This is a genomic window from Ruegeria halocynthiae (assembly GCF_900106805.1).
GTDB lineage: Bacteria > Pseudomonadota > Alphaproteobacteria > Rhodobacterales > Rhodobacteraceae > Ruegeria > Ruegeria halocynthiae.
This window is the reverse complement of record NZ_FNNP01000001.1, coordinates 1269670-1290974: the sequence shown is the minus strand read 5'-3', so window position 1 is coordinate 1290974 and position 21305 is coordinate 1269670. Positions and strand designations below refer to the sequence as shown.

Annotated in this window: 18 protein-coding genes; 12 read left to right on the top strand and 6 right to left on the bottom strand. The window is 57.3% G+C overall.

Going from position 1 to position 21305, the window contains the following annotated elements; genetic code table 11:
• From BLU89_RS06525 to BLU89_RS06510, 4 genes are all read left to right on the top strand, one after another.
• Positions 1-2310, top strand: a complete 2310-nt coding sequence (locus BLU89_RS06525; RefSeq protein ID WP_074735413.1) for a type I secretion system permease/ATPase — start codon at positions 1-3, stop codon at positions 2308-2310.
• Between the two features lie 3 nt (positions 2311-2313).
• Positions 2314-3654 (top strand): HlyD family type I secretion periplasmic adaptor subunit, encoded by a 1341-nt coding sequence (locus BLU89_RS06520; RefSeq protein WP_074735411.1) that lies wholly within the window; start codon positions 2314-2316, stop codon positions 3652-3654.
• Between the two features lie 72 nt (positions 3655-3726).
• Positions 3727-4119 (top strand): rhodanese-like domain-containing protein, encoded by a 393-nt coding sequence (locus BLU89_RS06515; protein ID WP_074735410.1) that lies wholly within the window; start codon positions 3727-3729, stop codon positions 4117-4119.
• 85 nt (positions 4120-4204) lie between these two features.
• Positions 4205-4390, top strand: a complete 186-nt coding sequence (locus BLU89_RS06510) for a hypothetical protein (protein WP_074735408.1) — start codon at positions 4205-4207, stop codon at positions 4388-4390.
• Here the strand turns inward: BLU89_RS06510 and BLU89_RS06505 are convergent, their stop codons facing one another.
• A complete protein-coding gene (locus BLU89_RS06505; protein ID WP_074735407.1) occupies positions 4391-5191 on the bottom strand; it encodes an alpha/beta fold hydrolase in 801 nt (266 codons plus the stop codon). It abuts the gene before it with no gap.
• Positions 5192-5238: 47 nt separating this feature from the next.
• Here BLU89_RS06505 and BLU89_RS06500 point away from each other — a divergent pair, with 47 nt between their 5' ends.
• Entirely contained in the window at positions 5239-5613 is a 375-nt protein-coding gene (locus tag BLU89_RS06500; protein ID WP_074735405.1) for a hypothetical protein, read from the top strand.
• A gap of 89 nt (positions 5614-5702) precedes the next feature.
• Here BLU89_RS06500 and glyA read toward each other — a convergent pair whose 3' ends face one another.
• Positions 5703-6998, bottom strand: a complete 1296-nt coding sequence (gene glyA / locus BLU89_RS06495; protein ID WP_074735404.1) for a serine hydroxymethyltransferase — start codon at positions 6996-6998, stop codon at positions 5703-5705.
• A gap of 169 nt (positions 6999-7167) precedes the next feature.
• On the opposite strand from glyA, the gene BLU89_RS06490 reads away from it, so the two are divergent.
• Complete coding sequence (locus tag BLU89_RS06490) at positions 7168-7929, top strand: NAD kinase (protein ID WP_074736445.1); 762 nt, start codon at positions 7168-7170, stop codon at positions 7927-7929.
• 273 nt (positions 7930-8202) lie between these two features.
• Here BLU89_RS06490 and BLU89_RS06485 read toward each other — a convergent pair whose 3' ends face one another.
• The 3 genes from BLU89_RS06485 to BLU89_RS06475 form a co-directional block, all read right to left on the bottom strand.
• The gene (locus BLU89_RS06485; protein WP_074735402.1) at positions 8203-9642 is read right to left on the bottom strand and encodes an amidase family protein; all 1440 of its coding nucleotides are present in this window, start codon (positions 9640-9642) and stop codon (positions 8203-8205) included.
• A gap of 141 nt (positions 9643-9783) precedes the next feature.
• The gene (prpE, locus tag BLU89_RS06480; protein ID WP_074735401.1) at positions 9784-11673 is read right to left on the bottom strand and encodes a propionate-CoA ligase PrpE; all 1890 of its coding nucleotides are present in this window, start codon (positions 11671-11673) and stop codon (positions 9784-9786) included.
• Between the two features lie 267 nt (positions 11674-11940).
• Entirely contained in the window at positions 11941-14214 is a 2274-nt protein-coding gene (locus BLU89_RS06475; protein WP_074735399.1) for an NADP-dependent malic enzyme, read from the bottom strand.
• 206 nt (positions 14215-14420) lie between these two features.
• Between BLU89_RS06475 and BLU89_RS06470 the strand changes: the two genes are divergently transcribed.
• The 6 genes from BLU89_RS06470 (at position 14421) to upp (ending at position 20153) form a co-directional block, all read left to right on the top strand.
• Entirely contained in the window at positions 14421-15533 is a 1113-nt protein-coding gene (locus BLU89_RS06470) for a cupin domain-containing protein (protein ID WP_074735397.1), read from the top strand.
• 95 nt (positions 15534-15628) lie between these two features.
• Entirely contained in the window at positions 15629-16021 is a 393-nt protein-coding gene (locus BLU89_RS06465; RefSeq protein WP_074735396.1) for a cytidine deaminase, read from the top strand.
• 4 nt (positions 16022-16025) lie between these two features.
• Positions 16026-17333 (top strand): thymidine phosphorylase, encoded by a 1308-nt coding sequence (locus BLU89_RS06460; protein ID WP_074735394.1) that lies wholly within the window; start codon positions 16026-16028, stop codon positions 17331-17333.
• Positions 17330-18541: a phosphopentomutase gene (locus BLU89_RS06455; protein WP_074735393.1), complete on the top strand. Its 1212-nt coding sequence runs from the start codon at positions 17330-17332 to the stop codon at positions 18539-18541. Before BLU89_RS06460 ends, BLU89_RS06455 begins: the two co-directional genes overlap by 4 nt.
• Entirely contained in the window at positions 18538-19524 is a 987-nt protein-coding gene (locus tag BLU89_RS06450; RefSeq protein WP_074735391.1) for an adenosine deaminase, read from the top strand. Before BLU89_RS06455 ends, BLU89_RS06450 begins: the two co-directional genes overlap by 4 nt.
• Positions 19521-20153, top strand: a complete 633-nt coding sequence (gene upp / locus BLU89_RS06445) for a uracil phosphoribosyltransferase (RefSeq protein WP_074735390.1) — start codon at positions 19521-19523, stop codon at positions 20151-20153. The genes BLU89_RS06450 and upp overlap by 4 nt, the downstream gene beginning before the upstream one ends.
• 3 nt (positions 20154-20156) lie before the next feature.
• On the opposite strand, the gene BLU89_RS06440 is transcribed toward upp, so the two are convergent.
• The gene (locus tag BLU89_RS06440; RefSeq protein ID WP_074735388.1) at positions 20157-21170 is read right to left on the bottom strand and encodes a hypothetical protein; all 1014 of its coding nucleotides are present in this window, start codon (positions 21168-21170) and stop codon (positions 20157-20159) included.
• Positions 21171-21305: the final 135 nt, after the last annotated feature.

Below are 21305 nucleotides of genomic sequence, written 5' to 3'. Positions count from 1 at the left end.
ATGTCGATCGTTTTTTCGTCGCGCCGTACCCGATTTGCAAGTCCCCTAGACCGGCACGGAGGCGGAGGTCCGTTGAACTTGGAACCCCGTGATCGCGTGGCAAAGCCAAACGAGAACAACGTCTCCAACACGGCCTCCCGCCTGCGTCTGACAAGAGAGATGCAGTTGGCAGACACCGAATCCAATCCCGAGTCTGTAGATCAATCCGGTGCACCATCCGCCGAACCGGTGGCGCGTGCAGGAGAACCGGAAACACCGCCTCAGGCGGCAACAAATCCCGATGGCCCGGGGCAAAGTCAGGCAGAGCAGAAAGATCCAATGTCACAACCGCGCGCCGGCTCTCCCCTTCGGCGTGCGTCGTCGCAACCCGCGCAAGATAAGGATCCTGCGGGTGGCGACACTGGGGTGGCCGATGCCGATACCCCCGATTGTGAAACCGCCGATCAATCGACTGCGCGCATGACCCCCTCTGCGTCGTCGGACGGTGAAGACCGCATGGGCACCACGATCGAGGCCAAGGCAAACCAACCCTTGCTGCGCCCGGGGACGGGTGGTGGCGATGGCAAGGGGCCACCCCAAACTTTCCACAAACGTACCCCGCCCGAGGATTTCCAAAAAACGTTGCGCACTTCGCTTCGCGCAATCTGGCGCAATCTGGCTTTCGTGCTTGTGCTGACCTGTGCAACAAACGTCCTGATCCTGGCAATCCCGATCTACCTGTTTCAGATCAGTGACCGGGTGCTGACCAGCCGGTCGCTGGATACGCTGATCATGCTGACCGCGATTGTTGCTGGTGCGGTGATTTTCCAGTCTGCCTTCGACGCGGTCCGGCGGTTCATGCTGATGCGCACCGCAGTCGAGGTTGCGGCCCAACTTGGCGCTCCGGTTCTCAGCGCTGCTGCCCATGCGTCGCTACACGGTAACGGGCGCGAGTATCAGACCTTGGGTGATCTGCAGCAGGTGCGGGGCTTTCTGGTCTCGGGCACATTGATCTCATTCCTCGACGTGCCTTTTGCGCCTCTGTTCATTTTGATGATCTTTCTGGTGCACCCGCAGTTGGGAATGATCGTTGTGACTACCGCTCTGATCCTCATGGTCATCGCGCTTGTGAATCAAAAGATGACGGCCAAGCCATTTGCCAAGGCCAATCAGGCGCAATCACTGGCGAACCAACATCTGGATTCGATGTCGCGCAACAGTCAGATTATCAATGCATTGGCGATGATCCCCGAGGCAGTGCGCATATGGGGGCGCGACACCGCGCAATCGCTAACCTGGCAAGTCAAGGCGCAGGACCGCAATGTGATCTTCGCCGCGATCTCGCGCGCTGTGCGTCTGCTGACTCAGATTGGCATTCTGGGGTGGGGCGCATTTCTGGCCCTGCAGGGTGAGATCACAGGCGGCATGGTTATCGCGGCCTCGATCATCGCGGGACGTGCGTTTGCACCGATCGAAGGCTCGATCGAAGGTTGGAATACCTTCCTGCTGACGCGGGGCGCCTTTGCGCGGATCAAGGCTCTGTTGTCAAATTCAGCTCTGCAATACGAAAAACTGCGCCTGCCGCGGCCCGAAGGGCGGCTGGACGTAGAACGCCTTCTCTATGTCCCTGGCGGCACCAAGCGGGTCGTTCTGAACGGGATTACCTTTGCGCTGAACCCGGGTGAGACGTTGGCGATCATCGGAAATTCCGGGGCGGGTAAAACGACACTTGGTAAAACGCTGGTGGGATCGGTTCTTCCAACCTCGGGAAGTGTCCGGCTGGACCTTATGGATATCCGCAACTGGGATCCGCGCCAGTTCGGTGAAAGCATCGGATATCTGCCGCAGGACGTGCAGCTATTCCCTGGCACCATCAAGGACAATATTGGCCGGATGCGTGCCGATGCGACGGATGAGCAAATCCACGACGCCGCTGTTCTGGCTGACGTACACAATATGATCGCAACGCTGCCCCAGGGGTATGAGACTGTGGTGACTGCAGATGGTTCACCCCTTTCAGGCGGCCAAAAACAACGTATCGCGCTTGCGCGAGCCTTTTTTGGAAACCCACGGCTTGTTGTTCTGGACGAGCCGAACTCGAACCTCGACGTAGCTGGGGACAAGGCGCTGGCGCTGGCGATTGAGCAGGCCCGGGAAAGCAAGATCACGGTGGTTGTGATCACGCAAAAGCCGACGCTCTTAAGTGTTGTCGACAAGATCATGCTGCTGACTGATGGGCGCGTGGCGCTGTTTGGTCAGCGCGAACAGGTGCTGGAACAGCTCAACGGGCCGCGCCAGCAACCGCCCGAGATACAGGGCAAGGGGGACTAAGCGATGAATGAAGTGGCGCGCACCGACGATCCCGGGCTTTGGTATGCCGAGGTTCCACGCTCGATCGGCAAGTTCATCATTATAGGGCTTGTCATGCTGATTGTCTGTTTCGGCGGCTTTGGTGTCTGGTCCTTCAGTGCACCGCTGGCGGCTGCAGTTATTGCACAAGGCAGCTTTGTCGCTACCGGCCGCAATAAGATCGTGCAGCACCTGGAAGGTGGCATCATCGAAAACATTCTGGTCTCGGAAGGAGAAGCGGTTCAAGCCGGTCAAATCATGATGACGCTTGATCAGACCTCGGCAGAGGCCAATGAGCGTGAGCTATTCATACGGAAAATCCGCCTTCAGGCCATGACTGAACGGCTTTTGGCCGAGCATAGCGAACAAGAACAGCTCGTCTTCACGCCGGCGTTGATCGAGGCATCAGATGACGTCGAGGTCATGACGATTCTCGACAGCCAAAAACTGAGCTTCAATATTTCGCGTAAGACCTTGTTGAATGACATAGCGCTGCTTCAACGCAACATGGAGGCGTTGAAAATTCGGGCCTCGGGGTTCGAAGCGCAGTTATCCAGCATGGAGCGCCGATCGGACATTTTACAAGAAGAGTACGACACTAAGTATTCGCTGTTCGAGAAGGGTCTTGTGCGCAAGGGTGATCTGAACACGATCCGGCGAGTGCAAGCCGAAGCCGAAGGTCAGTTGGCGCGGCTGCGGGCTGAGACGGCCGAGATCAACCAGATGCTGCTCAAATACGAAGAACAGATACTGCGCACGCGTTCAGCCTATCGCGAAGCCGCGTTGGATGAGTTGGGAGTTATCGAAGCCGACTTTGAAAGCGTGCGTGAAAAAGCGCGTCAGGCCCGCAGCGTTCTGGACCGCGCCGTGGTTCGCGCACCGGTCACAGGTACAGTTGTTCGACTGCACCACCACACGCCCGGCGGAGTGATCGAAACCGGTGAACAGATTGCCGAGATCCTGCCCGCCGATGCGCCGCTGATCATTGAGGCGCAGATTCCACGTACCGATATCGACAGCGTTGTGACCGGGCAGATCGCAACGGTTCGGCTGGTGGCGCTGAACCAACGAACAACTCCGGTGCTTGAAGGCGAAGTGTATTACGTCTCTGCCGATTCACTGCTCGAAGATTCAGAAGGTATGCCGCAAGAGGTCTATTTGGCGCGCATCTCCCTGTCCACGGAAGAGATGGGCCGTGTGCGGGGCTTTGTGCCGACGCCCGGTATGCCAGCAGAGATCATGATTCAGACCGAAGAGCGCACCTTTGCGGCCTATATCGCCAAGCCAATAGTCGACAGTATGTCGCGCGCATTTCGGGAACATTGATGGCCTGAACGCCTACACCTTCAGATTCCTGCATGTTAGCCTTCCGAGAATTCCATTGGTGGAGGGGCCAAAATGGTTCTGACGGTCAAAGACATGATGCAGGCAGCCAACGCAGTTGTTGAGCGGATCGATTCAAAGCAAGCGAAAGAGTTGATGGGGCAGGGCGCGTTATTGTTGGATATTCGAGATGCGCCTGAACTGGAACGGACAGGTCGTGCTGTCGGTTCGCATCACATCCCGCGTGGAATGCTGGAATTTCGAGCTGATCCTGAATTGCCCTCATACGATCCGGAGTTGCGCATGGATCGGGTGATTATCCTGCATTGCGCATCAGGCGGCAGGGCGGCGCTGGCTGGAAAATTGCTAAAGGATATGGGGTATTTGCACATATACAACTTGGGCGGGTTTTCAGATTGGGTAAATGGCGGTGGCAAAGCTGTCGGGCCTATGGATAGCGGTATGTAGCAACGCAATCTGACCCAAATCAAAGTCACACATATTCCATTGCTGTAATGTAAGAGATGAAAGCCAACAAACAGGACAACTGGCCATGATACGCCTTGCAGCCATGCTTTATTCTCTGATCGCCACGGCCATTGCCGGCACGGCCGTAATCGCGGTCCTGGCCGCAGGGATGGTCACATCCATGGCCATCATCTACGCTGCGGCCGGTGGGGCGGTTGTTGCGGCTCCGGTCTCGTGGCTGGTGGCAAAACGTCTTTATCAGGGCGCTTGATTAGGCATTCAGGAAAGTTCGGACGGCAGCCTCGAACTCGCGGGGTTTCTCGGCGTGCAGCCAATGGCCAGCGCCGGGAATCTTGGCAAAGCGTGCTGCTGGGAACAGCGCACGAATTCGGTCGCGGTGTTCGGGCAGAACATAGTCAGAGGCCGCGCCAGACAGAAATAACGTAGGGCCATTCCAACTACCTCCTACGTCAGGAAAGCCCATGATTTTGGGCATCTCGCTGGCCAGAACATCCAGGTTCAGTCGCCATCTTTTGTTCTCGACATCAAGGGATTGCGTGAAAAAGCTTTGAAGTGCTTTTTCAACACCCTGTTCCGCCAGTTGGGCTTCGGCATCCGAACGGCGATCAACGCGTGACATATCGACGATGCGCATTGCGTCGATATACTTGATCTGACTATGACCGTAGGTCACGGGCGCGATGTCAGCCACTACTAGTTTGCGGATCAGTTCGCCGTGCTGCAGCGCCAGAACCATGGACGCTTTTCCGCCCATCGAATGCCCGACCACATCCGCGACTCCGCCTATGCTGTCGATCAAATCGGCCAGATCCTGGGCCAGTTGGCGGTAGCCGTGCTGATTGTCCCAAAAGCTGTAGGCGTGATTGCGCATGTCGACTGCGATCACCTGCCGTTCATCTGACAAGCGCCGTGCGATCACACCCCAGTTACGAGCCGAGCCGTATAAACCGTGCGCTATCAGCAAAGGAGGATGGTCAGTCGGGTCGCCATGGGTGATCGTGTTCAGCATGACAATGTGATACTCGCCACCGCAGGGAACAACCAGCCCCATTGTCGCCGCCCGGGCAGGCGGCTACATTGCCCCGTCAGGAGACGCCAATGTCGCAGGAAATCGATATTCAAACCCGGATCGCACAGGCCATTCTGTTGCTGCGCAAAAAGCTGGGCGTGCGCGACAAGAGCCTGACAGCCTCGGTGCGTCGCGCGAGAAGACGCTTGCCGCGAAAGATCTACAAACAGGCGATGGTGTTGGCCCAGGCCGAGCAGATGGCGGATCATCCCAGGTTGCGATTTGTGCTGGACACACCGAAACTTGAGCAGGCCTCGGATGACGTGCAGAGCCATCTTAACGCCATCAACCTTGCTGATCGACGCTGGGGTTGGTTTCTAAGTTTTCTCGGGTCGATCGCATTGGGTCTGTTGGTGCTGTCCGCTGTGGCGGTCATTATCCTGCGCTGGAGAGGCTTGATTTAGAACGTGAGAATATCGCGCCAACATACCTGAAAATCAATAAAAAACGGCGCCGGATGGGCGCCGTTTTCTGGTGTTGCTTCGAATCTGAATTACAGATCCGGATAGATCGGGAACTTCGCGCACAGATCAGCGACTTCGGCTTTGACCTTGGCCTCAACAGCACCGTTACCATCTTCACCATTGGCGGCTAGACCGTCGACAACCTCGATGATCCAATCGGCGATTTGGCGGAACTCGGTCTCGCCAAAGCCGCGGGTTGTGCCTGCAGGAGAGCCTAGGCGGATGCCGCTGGTGATTGTGGGTTTCTCGGGGTCGAACGGCACGCCGTTCTTGTTACACGTGATATGCGCCCGGCCCAGAGCCTTGTCGACGATATTGCCAGTCACACCTTTTGGACGCAGATCGACCAGAACCACATGGGTGTCGGTGCCATGGGTCACGGTGTCCAGGCCGCCTTTGATCAGTTGATCCGACAGGGCCTGCGCGTTGGTCACGACCTGCGCGATATAGTCCTTGAACTCGGGGCGCAGAGCCTCACCGAACGCCACGGCCTTGGCTGCGATCACATGCATCAGCGGACCGCCCTGAATGCCGGGGAAGATCGCCGAATTCACTTTCTTGGCGATCGCTTCATCATTGGTCAGGATCATGCCGCCACGCGGGCCGCGCAGGGTCTTGTGCGTGGTGGTCGTCGCCACATGCGCGTGTGGGAAAGGCGAGGGATGCGCACCGGCTGCGACCAGACCGGCGATATGCGCCATGTCCACATGCAGATAGGCGCCAACCATATCGGCGATTTCACGCATGCGTGCAAAGTCGATGGTGCGCGGGATGGCCGAACCACCTGCGATGATCAGCTTGGGCTGATGTTCTTTTGCCAATGCCTCGATCTGATCGTAGTCGATCAGGTTGTCCTGTTTGCGCACACCATAGTGCACGGCGTTGAACCATTTGCCCGACTGGTTCGGCGCGGCGCCATGGGTCAGATGCCCACCCGCATCCAGGCTCATGCCCAGAATGGTGTCGCCCGGTTTGATCAAGGCCTGGAAAACGCCCTGATTTGCCTGGCTTCCCGAATTTGGCTGCACATTGGCAAAGTCACACCCAAACAGGTCTTTGGCACGGTCGATGGCCAGGGTCTCGGCGATATCGACGAACTGGCAGCCGCCATAATAGCGGCGACCCGGATAGCCCTCGGCGTATTTGTTGGTCATCACCGAACCCTGCGCCTCCATCACGGCGGCAGAGACGATGTTTTCGGACGCGATAAGCTCGATCTCGTCGCGCTGGCGGCCCAGCTCAGATGTGATCGAGCCGAACAGCTCGGGGTCACGATCCGATAGGGACTGGGTGAAGAAACCGGTATCACGAAGGTTGGCGTTCATAGTGGCTCCACAGGGCTGGTGTTTATCTGGCGGATTTCCTATCGGAAACGATGAAATTCAGAAAGGCTGTAAAGCGACGAATTGGCCCGCTGTGGCGTCAAGTCTGGCGTAATGCGGAAAGGTATGTTTGTTTCGGAACCAAATGTGCAGCACTGGAAACCGCAATATCATGACCAAGAGAATCGCCTTTCTGGCCAGCGATGCCAAAGTGGCGCAAACTGCCCGCGAAACACTTGTGGCACGCTATGGACATGCAGCGCCGCGGGATGCGGATGTTGTGGTAGCGTTGGGCGGCGATGGCTTCATGCTGAATACGCTGCAAGGAGTTCAGCACCTTGATACGCCGGTTTATGGTATGAACCGCGGAACAATCGGCTTTCTGATGAACGAATATGCCGAGACCGATCTGATGGCCCGGCTTTCAGATGCTGAGGAAGAAGTCATCAACCCACTGATGATGACTGCGATGGATCAGTCTGGTCAACAACACGAAGCACTGGCAATCAACGAAGTTTCGCTGTTACGCGCGGGGCCTCAGGCCGCACGGCTCAGGATCAGTGTGGATGGGCGGGTGCGTATGTCCGAACTTGTGTGCGATGGTGCGTTGCTGGCCACGCCCGCGGGGTCGACTGCCTACAACTATTCCGCGCATGGGCCGATTGTTCCAATCGGTGCTGACGTCCTGGCGCTGACGCCTATCGCGGCGTTTCGCCCACGCAGATGGCGCGGAGCCTTACTGCCCAAAGCGGCAAAAGTCAGGTTTGATGTGATCGAAGCCGACAAACGCCCAGTCATCGTTGCCGCTGACTCCATCTCGTTTCCAGATATCGACTGGGTTGAAATTCGGTCCAAAAACACGATTCAACACCGCATATTGTTTGATCCCGGACACGGTTTGGAAGAACGGCTAATCTCTGAGCAGTTCACATAAGTTTGAGCGCATTTACCATTTTCCTGACGCTTATGTGAACCAGTTCACACGCGCTGGCTTAAGGATTTGTTAACGTCAACTTGCCCGGAGAACACGCCAAGGTGGAAGTGAGTGGCCATCTAAAGGTGTTTTCGAATGGTTGCGCAGTTTACGCGCTGGCGAGGGTGGGTGGTGCTACGCTCGTCATCAAAATCTGGGCATATTTTAGTATGCGGACCCCGGGTACAAAAACCCGGGGTCAATTTTATGTGCAAGCGCTGACCGGCTGGTGGCTCAGACCAGCGCGCCCATGCGATCCCACAATTCCGGTGCCATCTTTCCAACGCGTTCCTCAATGGCCACTGCAGCATCCACGGCCATATCCTCGCGCCAACGCCTGGCAGCAATCTGGATGTTGATCGGTTGCGGCCCGTTCGGCAATTCGGCCAGCCGCGCAGGAACGCTCGCGGCGGGCAACCCGAGGAAATTCATCGCATAGGAGTACACTGCACACCCCAAAACCTCATGAATGCCTTCGGGACCTTCAGTGTCGCGATCAGGCTTGAAGAATGGCTGCGGCAGGAACGGCGACAGGACCAGTGGATAGTCCTGCATGAACAGCGCCCATTCGCGCGCATAATGGCTGCGTTGTGCCAGTGCCTGTATCAGGTCGTGGCCGACGATCGGGGGGAACTCCTGAAAGTACACGTCGAAAATGTTACGGATGGTTTGCGACCCGGCAGCCTCGATATCGCTTTTCATCAGGGTCAGCACCTCGCCCATCAGCGTGCGATAGCCCACTCGTCCGCATTCGAACGCATTCGGCGGATTAATTTCTTCGACCAGATATCCAGCATCAATCAGCGCGTCCCGTGCGGTATCAAGCGCTTTGTCTACCTCGGGGTGCAGGGCATAACTGAACGTCTGTTTGGTGAAGGCCACCTTGATCGGCTCGCCCGGCGCCTCCCCTCGCCACGGCATCGGCACATGGAACGGATCTCTGGCGTCCGGGGCGATCAGGCTGGGCATCGATAAATGCAGATCGGCCGCGTTGCGTGTGATCAACCCCTGTACTGACATCGACTGCGCCAGAATTCCACGTTCGGCCTTTTGGCTCGGGTTCCAGGCGGGTACACGGCCAAGACCCGGTTTCACGGTAACAGCACCAGTGGCTGCCGCAGGATACCGCAGGCTGCCACCGATATCGTTGCCATGACCCAGCGCGCCAATACCAGCCATCACCGCAGCCGCAGCGCCACCAGACGATCCACCAGGTGAAATATGGCGCCCCCAGGGGTTATGCGTACGCCCATAAAGCGGGTTATCTGTATCGGCGCGGAACGAGAATTCCGGTGTGTTCGTGCGCCCGATGACCACGGCACCCGCCTTTTGCAGATTGACAACCACCGGAGCGTCATCCGGTGCTATCGCATCCCGCAAGGCAATCACGCCGTTTGTTGTGGCATGGCCTTTCTGATCGACATTCACCTTGATTGTGATCGGCACACCATGCAGAGGTCCGACGGGCGCGCCGTTTGCGCGTGTCCTGTCCAGCGCTCTGGCATGATCCAGCGCTTCGGTGCTCAGATCTTCGACCACCGCATTTAAGGCTGGGTTGACGTGATGCATCCGGTCCAGCGAGGCTTGAACTGCCTCTTCGGCGCTCAGATCACCTGCGCGGGTCAAAGCGGCCAGCTCGGTGGCACTCAGACGCCAGATGTTGCCGTTTGTCATTGTCGTCCTCCTCGCGATAGCCTGCTGCGGGCGAGGATCGATGGCAAGAGGCGATCTTAAATAGATCCGCCCCTAATCTGGCTGATGGTGGCCCGGTGCGCGAGGCAAAGCCTCGCACAGGGGCGTCAGCGCTCATTAAGGTTACTGAGCGTATCCGATACCGCGCAGTGCCGATGTGATTTCATCCAGAATGGCGGGATCATCGATCGTGGCCGGCATCTTGTATTCTTTGCCATCAGCGATCGATACCATTGTGCCGCGCAGGATTTTGCCGGAGCGTGTCTTGGGCAGGCGGTCTACGACAACAGCTTTCTTGAACGCCGCTACGGGGCCGATTTTTTCACGGACCATTCTCACGACATCCGACACAACATCGTCATGGTTTCTGTCGGCCCCGACATTGAGGCATAGGAACCCAACAGGCATCTGACCTTTAAGCTGATCCGACACGCCAATCACTGCACACTCTGCCACATCGGGGTGGGCAGCCAGCACCTCTTCCATCCCGCCGGTCGACAGACGGTGGCCAGCGACATTGATCACATCATCTGTGCGGGCCATGATGTAGAGATACCCGTCTTCGTCGATCATGCCTGCGTCGCCGGTCTCGTAATAGCCTGGAAAATGCTCAAGATAGGATTTCTTGAATCGCGCTTCGGCATTCCAAAGGGTTGGCAAAGTACCCGGCGGCAGAGGCAGTTTAACCGCGATGGCGCCCAACTCACCAGGTTTCATCGGGTGGCCACCTTCGTCCAGAATCTGAACATCATATCCTGGCATGGGCTTTGCGGGTGAGCCAAGTTTGACCGGCAGTTCCTCGATCCCAAGCGGATTGCCAGCAATTGCCCATCCGGTTTCAGTCTGCCACCAATGGTCGATCACCGGAACGTTCAGCGCATCCTGCGCCCAGATGATCGTGTCAGGGTCGGCCCGCTCACCTGCAAGGTAAATCGCACTGAGGCAAGTCAGATCGTATTTCGACATCAATTCTGCATTTGGATCTTCGCGTTTGACGGCACGAATTGCGGTCGGGGCGGTGAAGAAGCTTTTGACTTTGTGCTCGGAGATAACGCGCCAGAAGGTTCCGGCGTCCGGTGTGCCAACAGGTTTGCCCTCGAAAACAATAGTCGTGTTGCCGTGGATCAGCGGGGCGTAGCAGATATAGGAATGCCCCACGACCCAGCCGACATCCGATGCGGCCCAGAATACGTCGCCTGGGTCAACATTGTAGATGCTTTTCATCGTCCAGTTCAGCGCAACCAAATGACCTGCTGTTGGACGCACCACGCCTTTGGGGGCGCCGGTCGTTCCCGAGGTGTAGAGGATATAGGCAGGATCATCGCCGCTGACCGGCACACAATCCGCGGGCTCGGTTCCGTACTGGAAACCATGCCAATTGACATCGCGCCCCTCGACCAATTGCGCAACTTCCTGTTCACGCTGGAAGATCACGCAAAACTCGGGCTTATGGTTGGCAAAATCGATGGCGCCATCCAGCAGCGGTTTGTAATGCACGACACGACCTGGCTCCATCCCACATGAAGCGGCGATGATCGCCTTGGGTTTGGCATCGTCGATCCGCACTGCCAGTTCGTTGCTGGCAAAGCCACCGAACACCACCGAATGTACAGCCCCTAACCGGGCGCAGGCCAGCATAGCCTCCAGGGCTTCGGGGATCATCGGCATATAGATGATCACCCGATCCCCTTTCTCGATTCCTTTTGCACGGAGTGCGCCAGCCAGATTGGCGACGCGGTTGCGCAACTCAACGTAAGAGATTTCGCGTTTGGTATGCGTTATCGGGCTATCATAAATGATCGCGGTCTGTTCACCCCGGCCGTTTTCTACATGCCGGTCAACCGCGTTCCAGCACGTGTTTACTTTGGCGTCGCTGAACCATTCATAGAGAGGTGCATTGCCGTCAAACAAAGCTTTGCTGGGTTCTTGAACCCAGTCGATCCCTTTTGCGGCATCCATCCAGAATACTTCGGGGTCATTCTTCCAGCTCTCGTAGACGTCCTGATATGCCATGTTGGCTTCCTCCCAATTCCCTTGTGCAATGTGTTAGGCATCGTCGAGGTATCGGGCAAGCAATGCGGATGGCGGCGCGTCAGTTTATCGCAAAATCTTTGCAGAACCTTTCAGGTTGCTCTGCAAATTTTGCAAATCTATTGAACACAAGGAGGCATTGGGTGGGGCGAGTACGGTTTTGCAAATCTGCAAACCCTCACCTGCAAATGAACCCCATGGGTAGAATCGGCGTTGACCTCGGATCAGACGGGCATGTTCAACCGTCGACTATCCGTAATGTGCCACGGGCGTCCCCGCAATTGCCGCCATATTCAGCAAGCCCCGTGCAGTAATCGAGGGTGTCACAATATGCGCCCTGTTGCCCATGCCCATCAAAATTGGACCCACCTCAAGACCGTCGGCCTTCATCTTGAGAATGTTGCGCACGCCGCTTGCCGCATCGGCGTGGGCGAAGATCAGGACATTCGCGGTACCTTCCAGGCGCGAGTTTGGGAAAATGCGCGCGCGCAGCTCGGGATCAAGAGCCAAATCAAGGTTCATCTCACCTTCATAACCAAAGTCGCGTGGCTCGGAATCGAGTATCTCAAGCGCCGCTCGCAGTCGCTTGCCAGATCCCTCGGCCTGATTGCCGAACTGAGATTGCGAGCAGAATGCGATCTTGGCTTCCAATCCGAAACGCCGCACATGACGGGCCGCACCGATGGTCGTTTCGGCCAGTTCTTCTGGCGTAGGCAGCTGCCTGACATGTGTATCTGCAATGAATAGAGGCCCATCCTCCAGGATCATCAGCGACAGTGCGCCGTGTGGGTGCAAACCTCCAAGGCCCAGCACCTGTTCAACATAGTTGAGATGCCAGCGATATTCACCGAATGTGCCGCAGATCATGCTGTCGGCTTCACCGCGATGCACCATGATAGCTGCAATGGCGGTGTTGTTTGTGCGCATGATGGCTTTGGCCAAATCAGGGGTGACACCCCGACGCTGCATGATCTGGTGATACGAGGTCCAGTAGTCATAGTAGCGTGGATCGTCCTGAGGGTTCACGATCTGGAAATCCTGCCCCGGCCGGACAGTAAGCCCCAATCGCTCGCAACGGGCGCCGATCACATCTGGTCGTCCGATCAGGATCGGAGTTTCGGTGGTTTCCTCTAAAATAGCCTGCGTTGCACGCAATACGCGCTCATCTTCGCCCTCGGAAAAAACGATCCTGCGGGAGGCGACCGCAGCGGCTTCAAATACTGGCCGCATCAAAAGCGCAGATTTGAACACGGTCTGGTTCAGGCGTTCTTTATAGGCTTCCAGATCATCAATGGGCCGTTTTGCAACCCCGCTTTTCATGGCTGCCTGCGCAACAGATGACGAAACGACACCCACAAGGCGCGGATCAAACGGTTTGGGGATCAGATAATCTGGCCCAAAGGTCAGTTGCTCGCCCTTATAGGCGGCAGCGGCCTCGGCGCTGGTTGTCGCGCGGGCCATGTCGGCGATGCCGTCGACACAGGCAATCTGCATTTCGTCATTGATTTCGGTCGCACCGACATCCAGCGCGCCCCGGAAGATAAACGGGAAGCACAAGACGTTGTTGACCTGGTTCGGAAAATCGCTGCGGCCGGTTGCAATGATCGCATCAGGTGCAACCTCGCGCGCCGCCTGGGGCAGGATTTCCGGAGTAGGGTTGGCCAATGCGAAGATAATCGGAGTATTGGCCATCTTCTCGACCATATTGGGCTTCAGAACGTTTGGCCCGCTAAGCCCCAGAAACAGATCTGCATCCGGGATCACATCATCCAGAGTGCGCAGATCGGTTTTCTGCGCAAACTGGTCTTTGTGTGGATTCATATCTTCTGCGCGGCCTTCATAGACTAGCCCGTGGATGTCACACAGCCAGATATTTTCGCGTTTGACGCCAAGCTTCACCAACATGCCGAGGCAGGCGATCCCTGCCGCGCCACCACCGGTGGACACAACTTTGATATCCTCGAATTTCTTGCCGGCTACATGCAGGGCATTTTTCGTAGCAGCGCCAACGACGATCGCGGTCCCGTGTTGGTCGTCGTGAAAGACCGGAATGTTCATCCGTTCCCGACACAGTTTTTCGACAATAAAACAATCCGGTGCCTTAATATCTTCAAGGTTGATCGCGCCAAATGTCGGCTCCAGCGCGCAGACGATATCGGCCAGCTTCTCGGGATCAGGCTGATCCAGTTCGATATCGAAGCAGTCGATGCCCGCGAACTTTTTGAACAGAACTGCCTTGCCTTCCATCACGGGCTTGGAGGCCAGTGCGCCGATATTGCCGAGCCCCAGAACCGCCGTTCCGTTTGAGACCACGGCCACGAGGTTACCGCGCGCGGTATATTTCTCGGCATTGGCCGCATCGCTTTTGATCTCAAGGCTGGCTTCGGCCACGCCCGGAGAATACGCCCGCGCCAGATCTCGGCCATTCGCCATCGGTTTGGTTGCCTTGATCTCAAGTTTTCCGGGTTTTGGATGGGCGTGATAGTCAAGCGCAGCCTGTCGCAGGTTCGGTGTATCAGACATCGGCAATTCAACTCCGTTCCAGAATTCGTTTGATGGTTAAACTATTTTTTGTGGCTTGGCTATGTTGCGTCAGATTGCGACCCAACTATGCCCCTGTCGGGTTGATTGAACGTTGCGCACTTCTTCAACACAAGATGTATTTTCGATTGGCGTTTTGGCCTTTGTTCTGATCGGATGGGCAAGACCGAAATCGGACGAGATACAGAATGACCAGCGATCCAATCCAAACCCAGACGCGTGCCGAAATCCGACTGCCGACGCAGGAATTGCGCGACGATATTCCATTCTACACCAGAGTGCTGGGTATGAGGATGGACATGATCTATCCGGCTGATGATCCCCGGGTTGCCGTGTTTTCGGGTCACGGCCTGCGATTGCGGATCGAGAAGGATGCGCCCGAAGCGGCCGGAACGCTGTGTATTCTGACGTCAAATCCCGACGATTTTGCGAATGGCCAGCGCAGCCTGACTGCCCCGAACGGGACCCGGATCGAGATTGAAGATTTGAACCCGCCGCTGGTCATGCCGGATACGGTTCATTCCTTCGTGGTGCGCAGGCTCAAGGACCAGGCGCCGTGGATCATTGGGCGGGCCGGAATGCACTATCGTGACCTCGTACCGGACCGGTTGGGCGGGTCGATCATCGCCAGCCATATCCGCATTCCTGACGGTGGGCCGGTGCCGGACATGGTGCATTTTCACAAGGTCGGGTTTCAGCTGATTTTCTGCATCCACGGCTGGGTCGATGTAGTGTACGAGGATCAGGGCGACAAATTACGCCTGACCGCAGGCGACTGCTTTATTCAACCGCCCGAAATTCGCCACCGTGTGCTTGAAGCATCGGACAATGTGCAAGTGATCGAGATTGGGGTCCCCGCCGAGCATGTGACCGAGATCGATCATCAGATGAAGCTGCCAACCTCGCATTTTCGTCCGGATCGTGAATGGCAAGGACAGAGGTTCGTTTACAATCAGGCCAAAGATGCAGAATGGGTCCCGTTCCGATTGCCCGGTTACATTTGTCGTGACACGACCATTGCAGCGAATACCAAAGGAGTGGCTGGTGTTCAGGTTGTGCGCCGCGGTGAAGGCGATCCCAGATGGGCCAGCCATGACACCGATATCCACTTTACCTTTGTCATGAACGGTGAGCTGACCCTTGAAGGCCAAGGGCGCGAGCCATATCGGCTGGAGCAGGGAGACGCCTTCGTCATTCCGCCCGGAATGCAAACACGACTGTCCGATCCTTCACCGGATATGGAACTGCTCGAAGTTACACTGCCCGGAACCTTCAACACGATGATCGATTGGGATCAATAAGAGTCCAGTTAAAGACGTTGTGGGGCTTCAAATCCTCAGGCGCTTTCCATTAGTGTATTGTATTCTGACCAGATGATCAAAAATTGGGAATCGCCATGTCTTTGAAAGATGCAGCTTTGGCCGTACGGGAAAATGCCCACGCGCCGTATTCTAATTTCAAGGTTGGGGCGGCGATCCGGTCGGTGGCGGGCGTGGTCTATAGCGGATGCAATGTCGAAAACGTTGCTTATCCCGAAGGCACCTGCGCCGAAGCCGGAGCGATCGCGGCGATGGTCGCTGCCGGAGAAAAGGAATTGACCGAAGTCTACGTGGTCGCCAGCAGCCCGCAACCGGTGCCCCCGTGTGGCGGGTGCCGACAGAAACTGGCCGAGTTCGGCAAGGGCGAAGTGGTTGTCACTATGGCGACAGTGGATGGTCTGGAAACCAGAACCACGATTGCCGATCTTCTGCCCGGTGCATTTGATGCATCGCATATGGAGGATGTCTGACCCAATGGATGCACGCTCGATCATTGCCAAGCTTCGCCGTCAGGAGGTTCCCAAGAGCGAAGAACTGAACTGGTTCGCGCAAGGTCTGGCCGATGGCGGCGTCAGTGACGCGCAGGCAGGTGCCTTTGCCATGGCCGTCTGCATGGGTGGTCTGAACGCGCAGGGGCGGGCTGATCTGACCGTCGCCATGCGCGACAGCGGAGAGGTTTTGACCTGGGATCTGGATGGGCCGGTAATCGACAAGCATTCGACCGGTGGGGTCGGTGATTGCGTCAGTCTGCTGCTGGCGCCTGCGTTGGCGGAATGCGGAGCTTTTGTGCCGATGATCTCGGGGCGTGGTCTGGGCCATACCGGAGGTACGCTCGACAAGCTTGAGGCGATACCGGGTGTGACGACCCAGATCGGGCAGGCTCGGTTGGCGCAGGTGCTGAAGGAAACCGGAGCCGCCATTGTCGGTGCGACAGGTCAGATCGCGCCGGCGGACAAACGACTGTATGCGATTCGCGATGTGACGGCGACGGTCGAAAGCCTCGATCTGATTACCGCGTCGATCCTGTCCAAGAAGCTGGCGGCAAGTCCGGATGCGCTGGTTCTGGACGTCAAAACCGGTAGCGGCGCGTTCATGAAATCGCTCGACGATGCGCGCAGGCTAGCGCAGGCGCTGACCGAGACTGCGAACACTGCAGGGTGCCGGACATCCGCTGTGATAACGGATATGAGCCAGCCACTGGCCTCGGCGCTGGGCAATGCTCTGGAAGTGGCCGAGGTGATGAAAGCACTGACCAGTGGTCAGGATTCGGCATTGGCGGAAATCTCGGCCGAATTGGGTGGCGTTCTGATGGCGGATGCCGGAATGTACGCAACGACTGATGAGGGCAAGGTGAAAATAGCCGAAGTGATCCGCGATGGCCGCGCTGCCGATCGGTTCGGCCGCATGATGGCCGCTGTGGGTGGGCCGGTACACTTTGTCGACACATGGGCGCGGTTCCTGCCTGAGGCCAACGTGATCCAAGAGGTACAAGCACCTCAGACTGGATACGTTGCCGCCATCGATGGAGAGGCTCTGGGCCTGGCGGTTGTTGCTCTTGGCGGCGGACGTCAGGTTGAAAGTGACGAAATTGATCCGGCTGTTGGTATTTCGGACATCCTGAGACTTGGTGATAAGGTTTCGAATGGTTCTCCGTTGGCGGTTGTCCACGCAGGGCGAGAAGATGCAGCGCAACAGGCCGCTGCTGCAGTTCTGGGCGCCATAACCCTTAGCGACAAACCGGTTGAAGTGCCGCCCCAAATCCATGAAAGGATCAGCGTATGACCCGCGCTTTTCTTGTTGTTATGGATTCGGTTGGTATCGGCGGTGCACCGGATGCCGATCAGTTCTACAACGGAACCAAACCCGATACCGGTGCGAACACCGTGGCCCATATTGCGCAGGCCTGTGCCAACGGACGCGCAGAAGAGGGACGCTCGGGTCCGTTGCATTTGCCCAATCTGGACGCATTGGGGTTGGGCGCTGCGACGCGTCTGGCCTCGGGCGCAACAACGCCGGGGCTGGAGGCCGCGCCAACGGGCCGCTGGGGCTGCGCGCGCGAGCATTCGCTAGGCAAGGATACGCCGTCCGGCCACTGGGAGCTGGCTGGATTGCCGGTGCCATGGGATTGGCATTACTTTCCGGATACGACGCCTGCTTTTTCTGCAGAGCTTAGTTCAGTTGCCGCCGAAGCGGCCGGGACTGACCGAATATTGGGCAACTGCCACGCTTCTGGCACAACGATCATCGCTGATCTGGGAGAGGAGCATATGCGGAGCGGCTGGCCGATCTGCTATACCTCTGCCGACAGCGTGTTCCAGATTGCCGCGCATGAAGAGAGCTTTGGGCTCGATCGGCTGCTGGAGATGTGTCGCGCCCTAGCGCCACGCCTGCACAAGATGAAGGTGGGTCGGGTCATTGCCCGGCCGTTTGTGGGTACGCCGGAACTCGGGTTTACTCGCACCACCAACCGCAAGGATTTCGCTATTCTGCCACCAGCACCGGTACTGACCAATTGGGCACAGGATGCCGGGCGTCCAGTGCACGCGGTTGGAAAGATTGGCGACATATTCTCGATGCAGGGAATCGATACGCTAAGAAAAGGCTCTGATGCGGAGTTGGTGCTCCACCTGTCCGATCTAGTTGACGAGTCGGAGGACGGCAGTTTGACCTTTGCAAATTTCGTCGAATTTGACAGCCTGTATGGTCACCGCCGCGATATCAGCGGCTATGCCCGAGCCTTGGAATGGTTTGATCACGAGATCGGCGCTATCCTTCAAAAAATGCGCCCCGATGATCTGATGCTGTTCACCGCAGACCATGGCAACGACCCAAGCTGGAGCGGTACCGATCACACGCGTGAACAAGCCCCTGTACTGATCGCAGGACAAGGTTCAGGTGAGATTGGTCGCGTAGAATTTGCCGATATCGCCGCCAGCATCGCCCACTATTTGAATATACCGGCGCAGGGGCCGGGAAGGACTTTTCTATGAGCGTCGCCGACCTCCCCAAGATTGAACTGCATTTGCACCACGAAGGCGCAGCTCCACCTGCTTTCATACGTCAGTTGGCTCATGAGAAGCGCGTGGATCTGAGCGGGATATTCAAGCCTGACGGTTCTTACGATTTCCGCGACTTCGCCCACTTTCTCAGCGTGTACGAGACCGCTTGCGAGGTGTTGAAGACCCCAGAAGATTTCCGTCGCCTGACATTGGCCATTCTGGAGGAGAGTGCCGCGAACGGAGTGGTGTATTCTGAAACTTTCCTGAGTCCCGATTTCTGCGGTGGAGGCGATCTGCACGCATGGAAAGACTATCTGACCGCCATTCAGGATGCCGCTGACGAGGCCGAGCGCAAATTTGGAATCACTTTACGCGGTGTCGTCACATGTGTGCGCCATTTTGGCCCAGAGCAAGCCAAGCGCAGTGCCTATTGCGCGGCTGAAACCGCCGGTGACTGGATTACCGGGTTCGGCATGGGTGGCAACGAATCCATGGGAAAGCAGGGCGACTTTAAATGGGCCTTTGAATGCGCGCGCGAGGCCGGGTTGCAGTTGACCACACATGCCGGCGAGTTCGGCGGCCCCGAAAGTGTACGGGATGCTATCCGTGATCTTGGGGTCGAACGTTTGGGCCATGGTGTCCGTGCCATCGAAGATCTGGACCTTGTGCACGAGTTGGTCGACCGGGGCATCACGCTTGAGGTCTGTCCGGGCTCGAACGTGGTTCTGGGCCTGTTTCCTGATTTCGCGGCTCATCCGATAGCGAAGTTGCGCGATGCCGGCGTTAAGGTCACCGTTTCTACCGACGATCCGCCGTTTTTCCATACCACGATGCGGCGGGAATATGAGATGCTGAGTTCAGCATTTGGCTGGCAGGCTGAAGACTTTGCAGCCTTGAATGAAACGGCCCTGAACGCGGCCTTTTGCGATGAAGAGACCCGCGCGCGGGTTAAGAAAAGACTGGAGACATCATGAGCGATCACCTGACCGTCGTCGACCACCCCCTGGTGCAACACAAACTGACGCTCATGCGGGACAAGGGTACCTCGACCGCAGTATTTCGGCAGTTGCTGCGCGAAATCACGCTGTTGCTGGCCTATGAGGTCACGCGTGAGCTAAAACTGACCACCCGCCACATCGAAACCCCGATGGAAGAGATGGATGCGCCGATTCTGGCAGGCAAGAAACTGGCGCTGGTGTCGATCCTGCGGGCGGGGAACGGGATGCTGGATGGGGTTCTGGAACTGATCCCTTCGGCCCGAGTTGGCTTTGTCGGGCTCTACCGTGACGAAGAAACACTGAAACCCGTCCAGTATTACTTTAAAGCGCCCGAAGGGTTGAAGGATCGACTGGTCATCGCCGTTGACCCGATGCTGGCCACCGGCAACAGCTCGGCCGCGGCAATCGATTTGCTGAAAGAGCAGGGCGCCACCGATATCCGCTTTCTCTGCCTGCTGGCCGCCCCCGAAGGTGTGGCTCGGATGAAAGAAGCGCATCCCGATGTTAAAATCGTCACAGCGGCGCTGGATCGTGAGCTGAATTCCAAGGGCTACATCATGCCCGGGCTCGGTGATGCCGGGGACCGGATGTTCGGAACCAAATAGGCGCTATTGTCCGCAGATGTTCTGCAGCCGGACCCAATCGCGGTCCGGCAATACCTGTTCAAGAGTGCGCCCTGCCATTGGATCAGCCTCAATCAGACCCAGTACAGTCTCACCCGTGATGTCACGCGCATATGCGTAGGGGGTCGAGGGCAGGGCCGCCTGAGCAAAAATGGCCAACAGATCGTTGTCAGCAATTTCTGGACGAGGCTGGGACAGAACTTCTTCGGTGTAGGCGTCTACGATCTCGGGCGTCAATTCGCCCGTAGTCAGCAGCCGAAATGCGGCGGTTGGCCCGGTGCGGTCAAGCAGATCATCCAACGGTTTTTTTTGCACTGCCCGTGCGCGTGCGGCGATCACATAACCTGCGGCAACTGCAGGGTCTTCATGATCTTCGACCAGAGCGCGATTCAACAAAACGGTCCCGCCCGGCAGACTCAGACTGTCAGGTAGCCCTGCGGGCAGAATCATGATTTGCCGCACGCCCGTTCTCTTGGCCAGCTGGTCCAGTGACTCTTGTGCGTCTGGCGAAGAACAGGCCTTGCCAGACACCCGTTCAATCCGCTGCAGGATTGTATCGCCAATTTCCTGCCGTTTGATCTCGGGCACCACGGCAATTACGTGACGCTGCAACGCAGCGGGCAGCCAGAACAGCAGGACGGCAAGAACCGCCAGCACGACCCCGGCGACGCTGAGCCAGCGCAGCCGCCCAGGATGTGGTCTGGCCCGGTCGATGGCGCGTTGGAGGCGGTCAATAGCCTCAATCATCGTGGATTCGGATTTCGCAAGCTCAAGCGTTTCGCCTGGATCACCATCGGGATTGAATACCGCGGGATAGGTGCCGGGGTTCTGCCGCTCGAGTGCGGCCAGCGACCAATGGGTAAGCGCACTGTCATTGAAATCCGAGATCGTCAGAGTGGCTTCTCCAATCGACACCACAACCTCACGCCGTTGTTCATCGGGTGAGGGGCGCCACAGACCGGTGGCTTCGATCCGCTGGTACTGTTTGAGTGCGGTCATCAGGTAATGCTGCTCGAGTATTATTTTGCACCAAGCTTAGCATGGCAAAAACCAGCGGCGCAAACTTGTTGCGCATAGATTGTGAATTGTGCTGACTGTGCCGGGCAGAGTTCAGGTCAACACTGACAGTCCGAA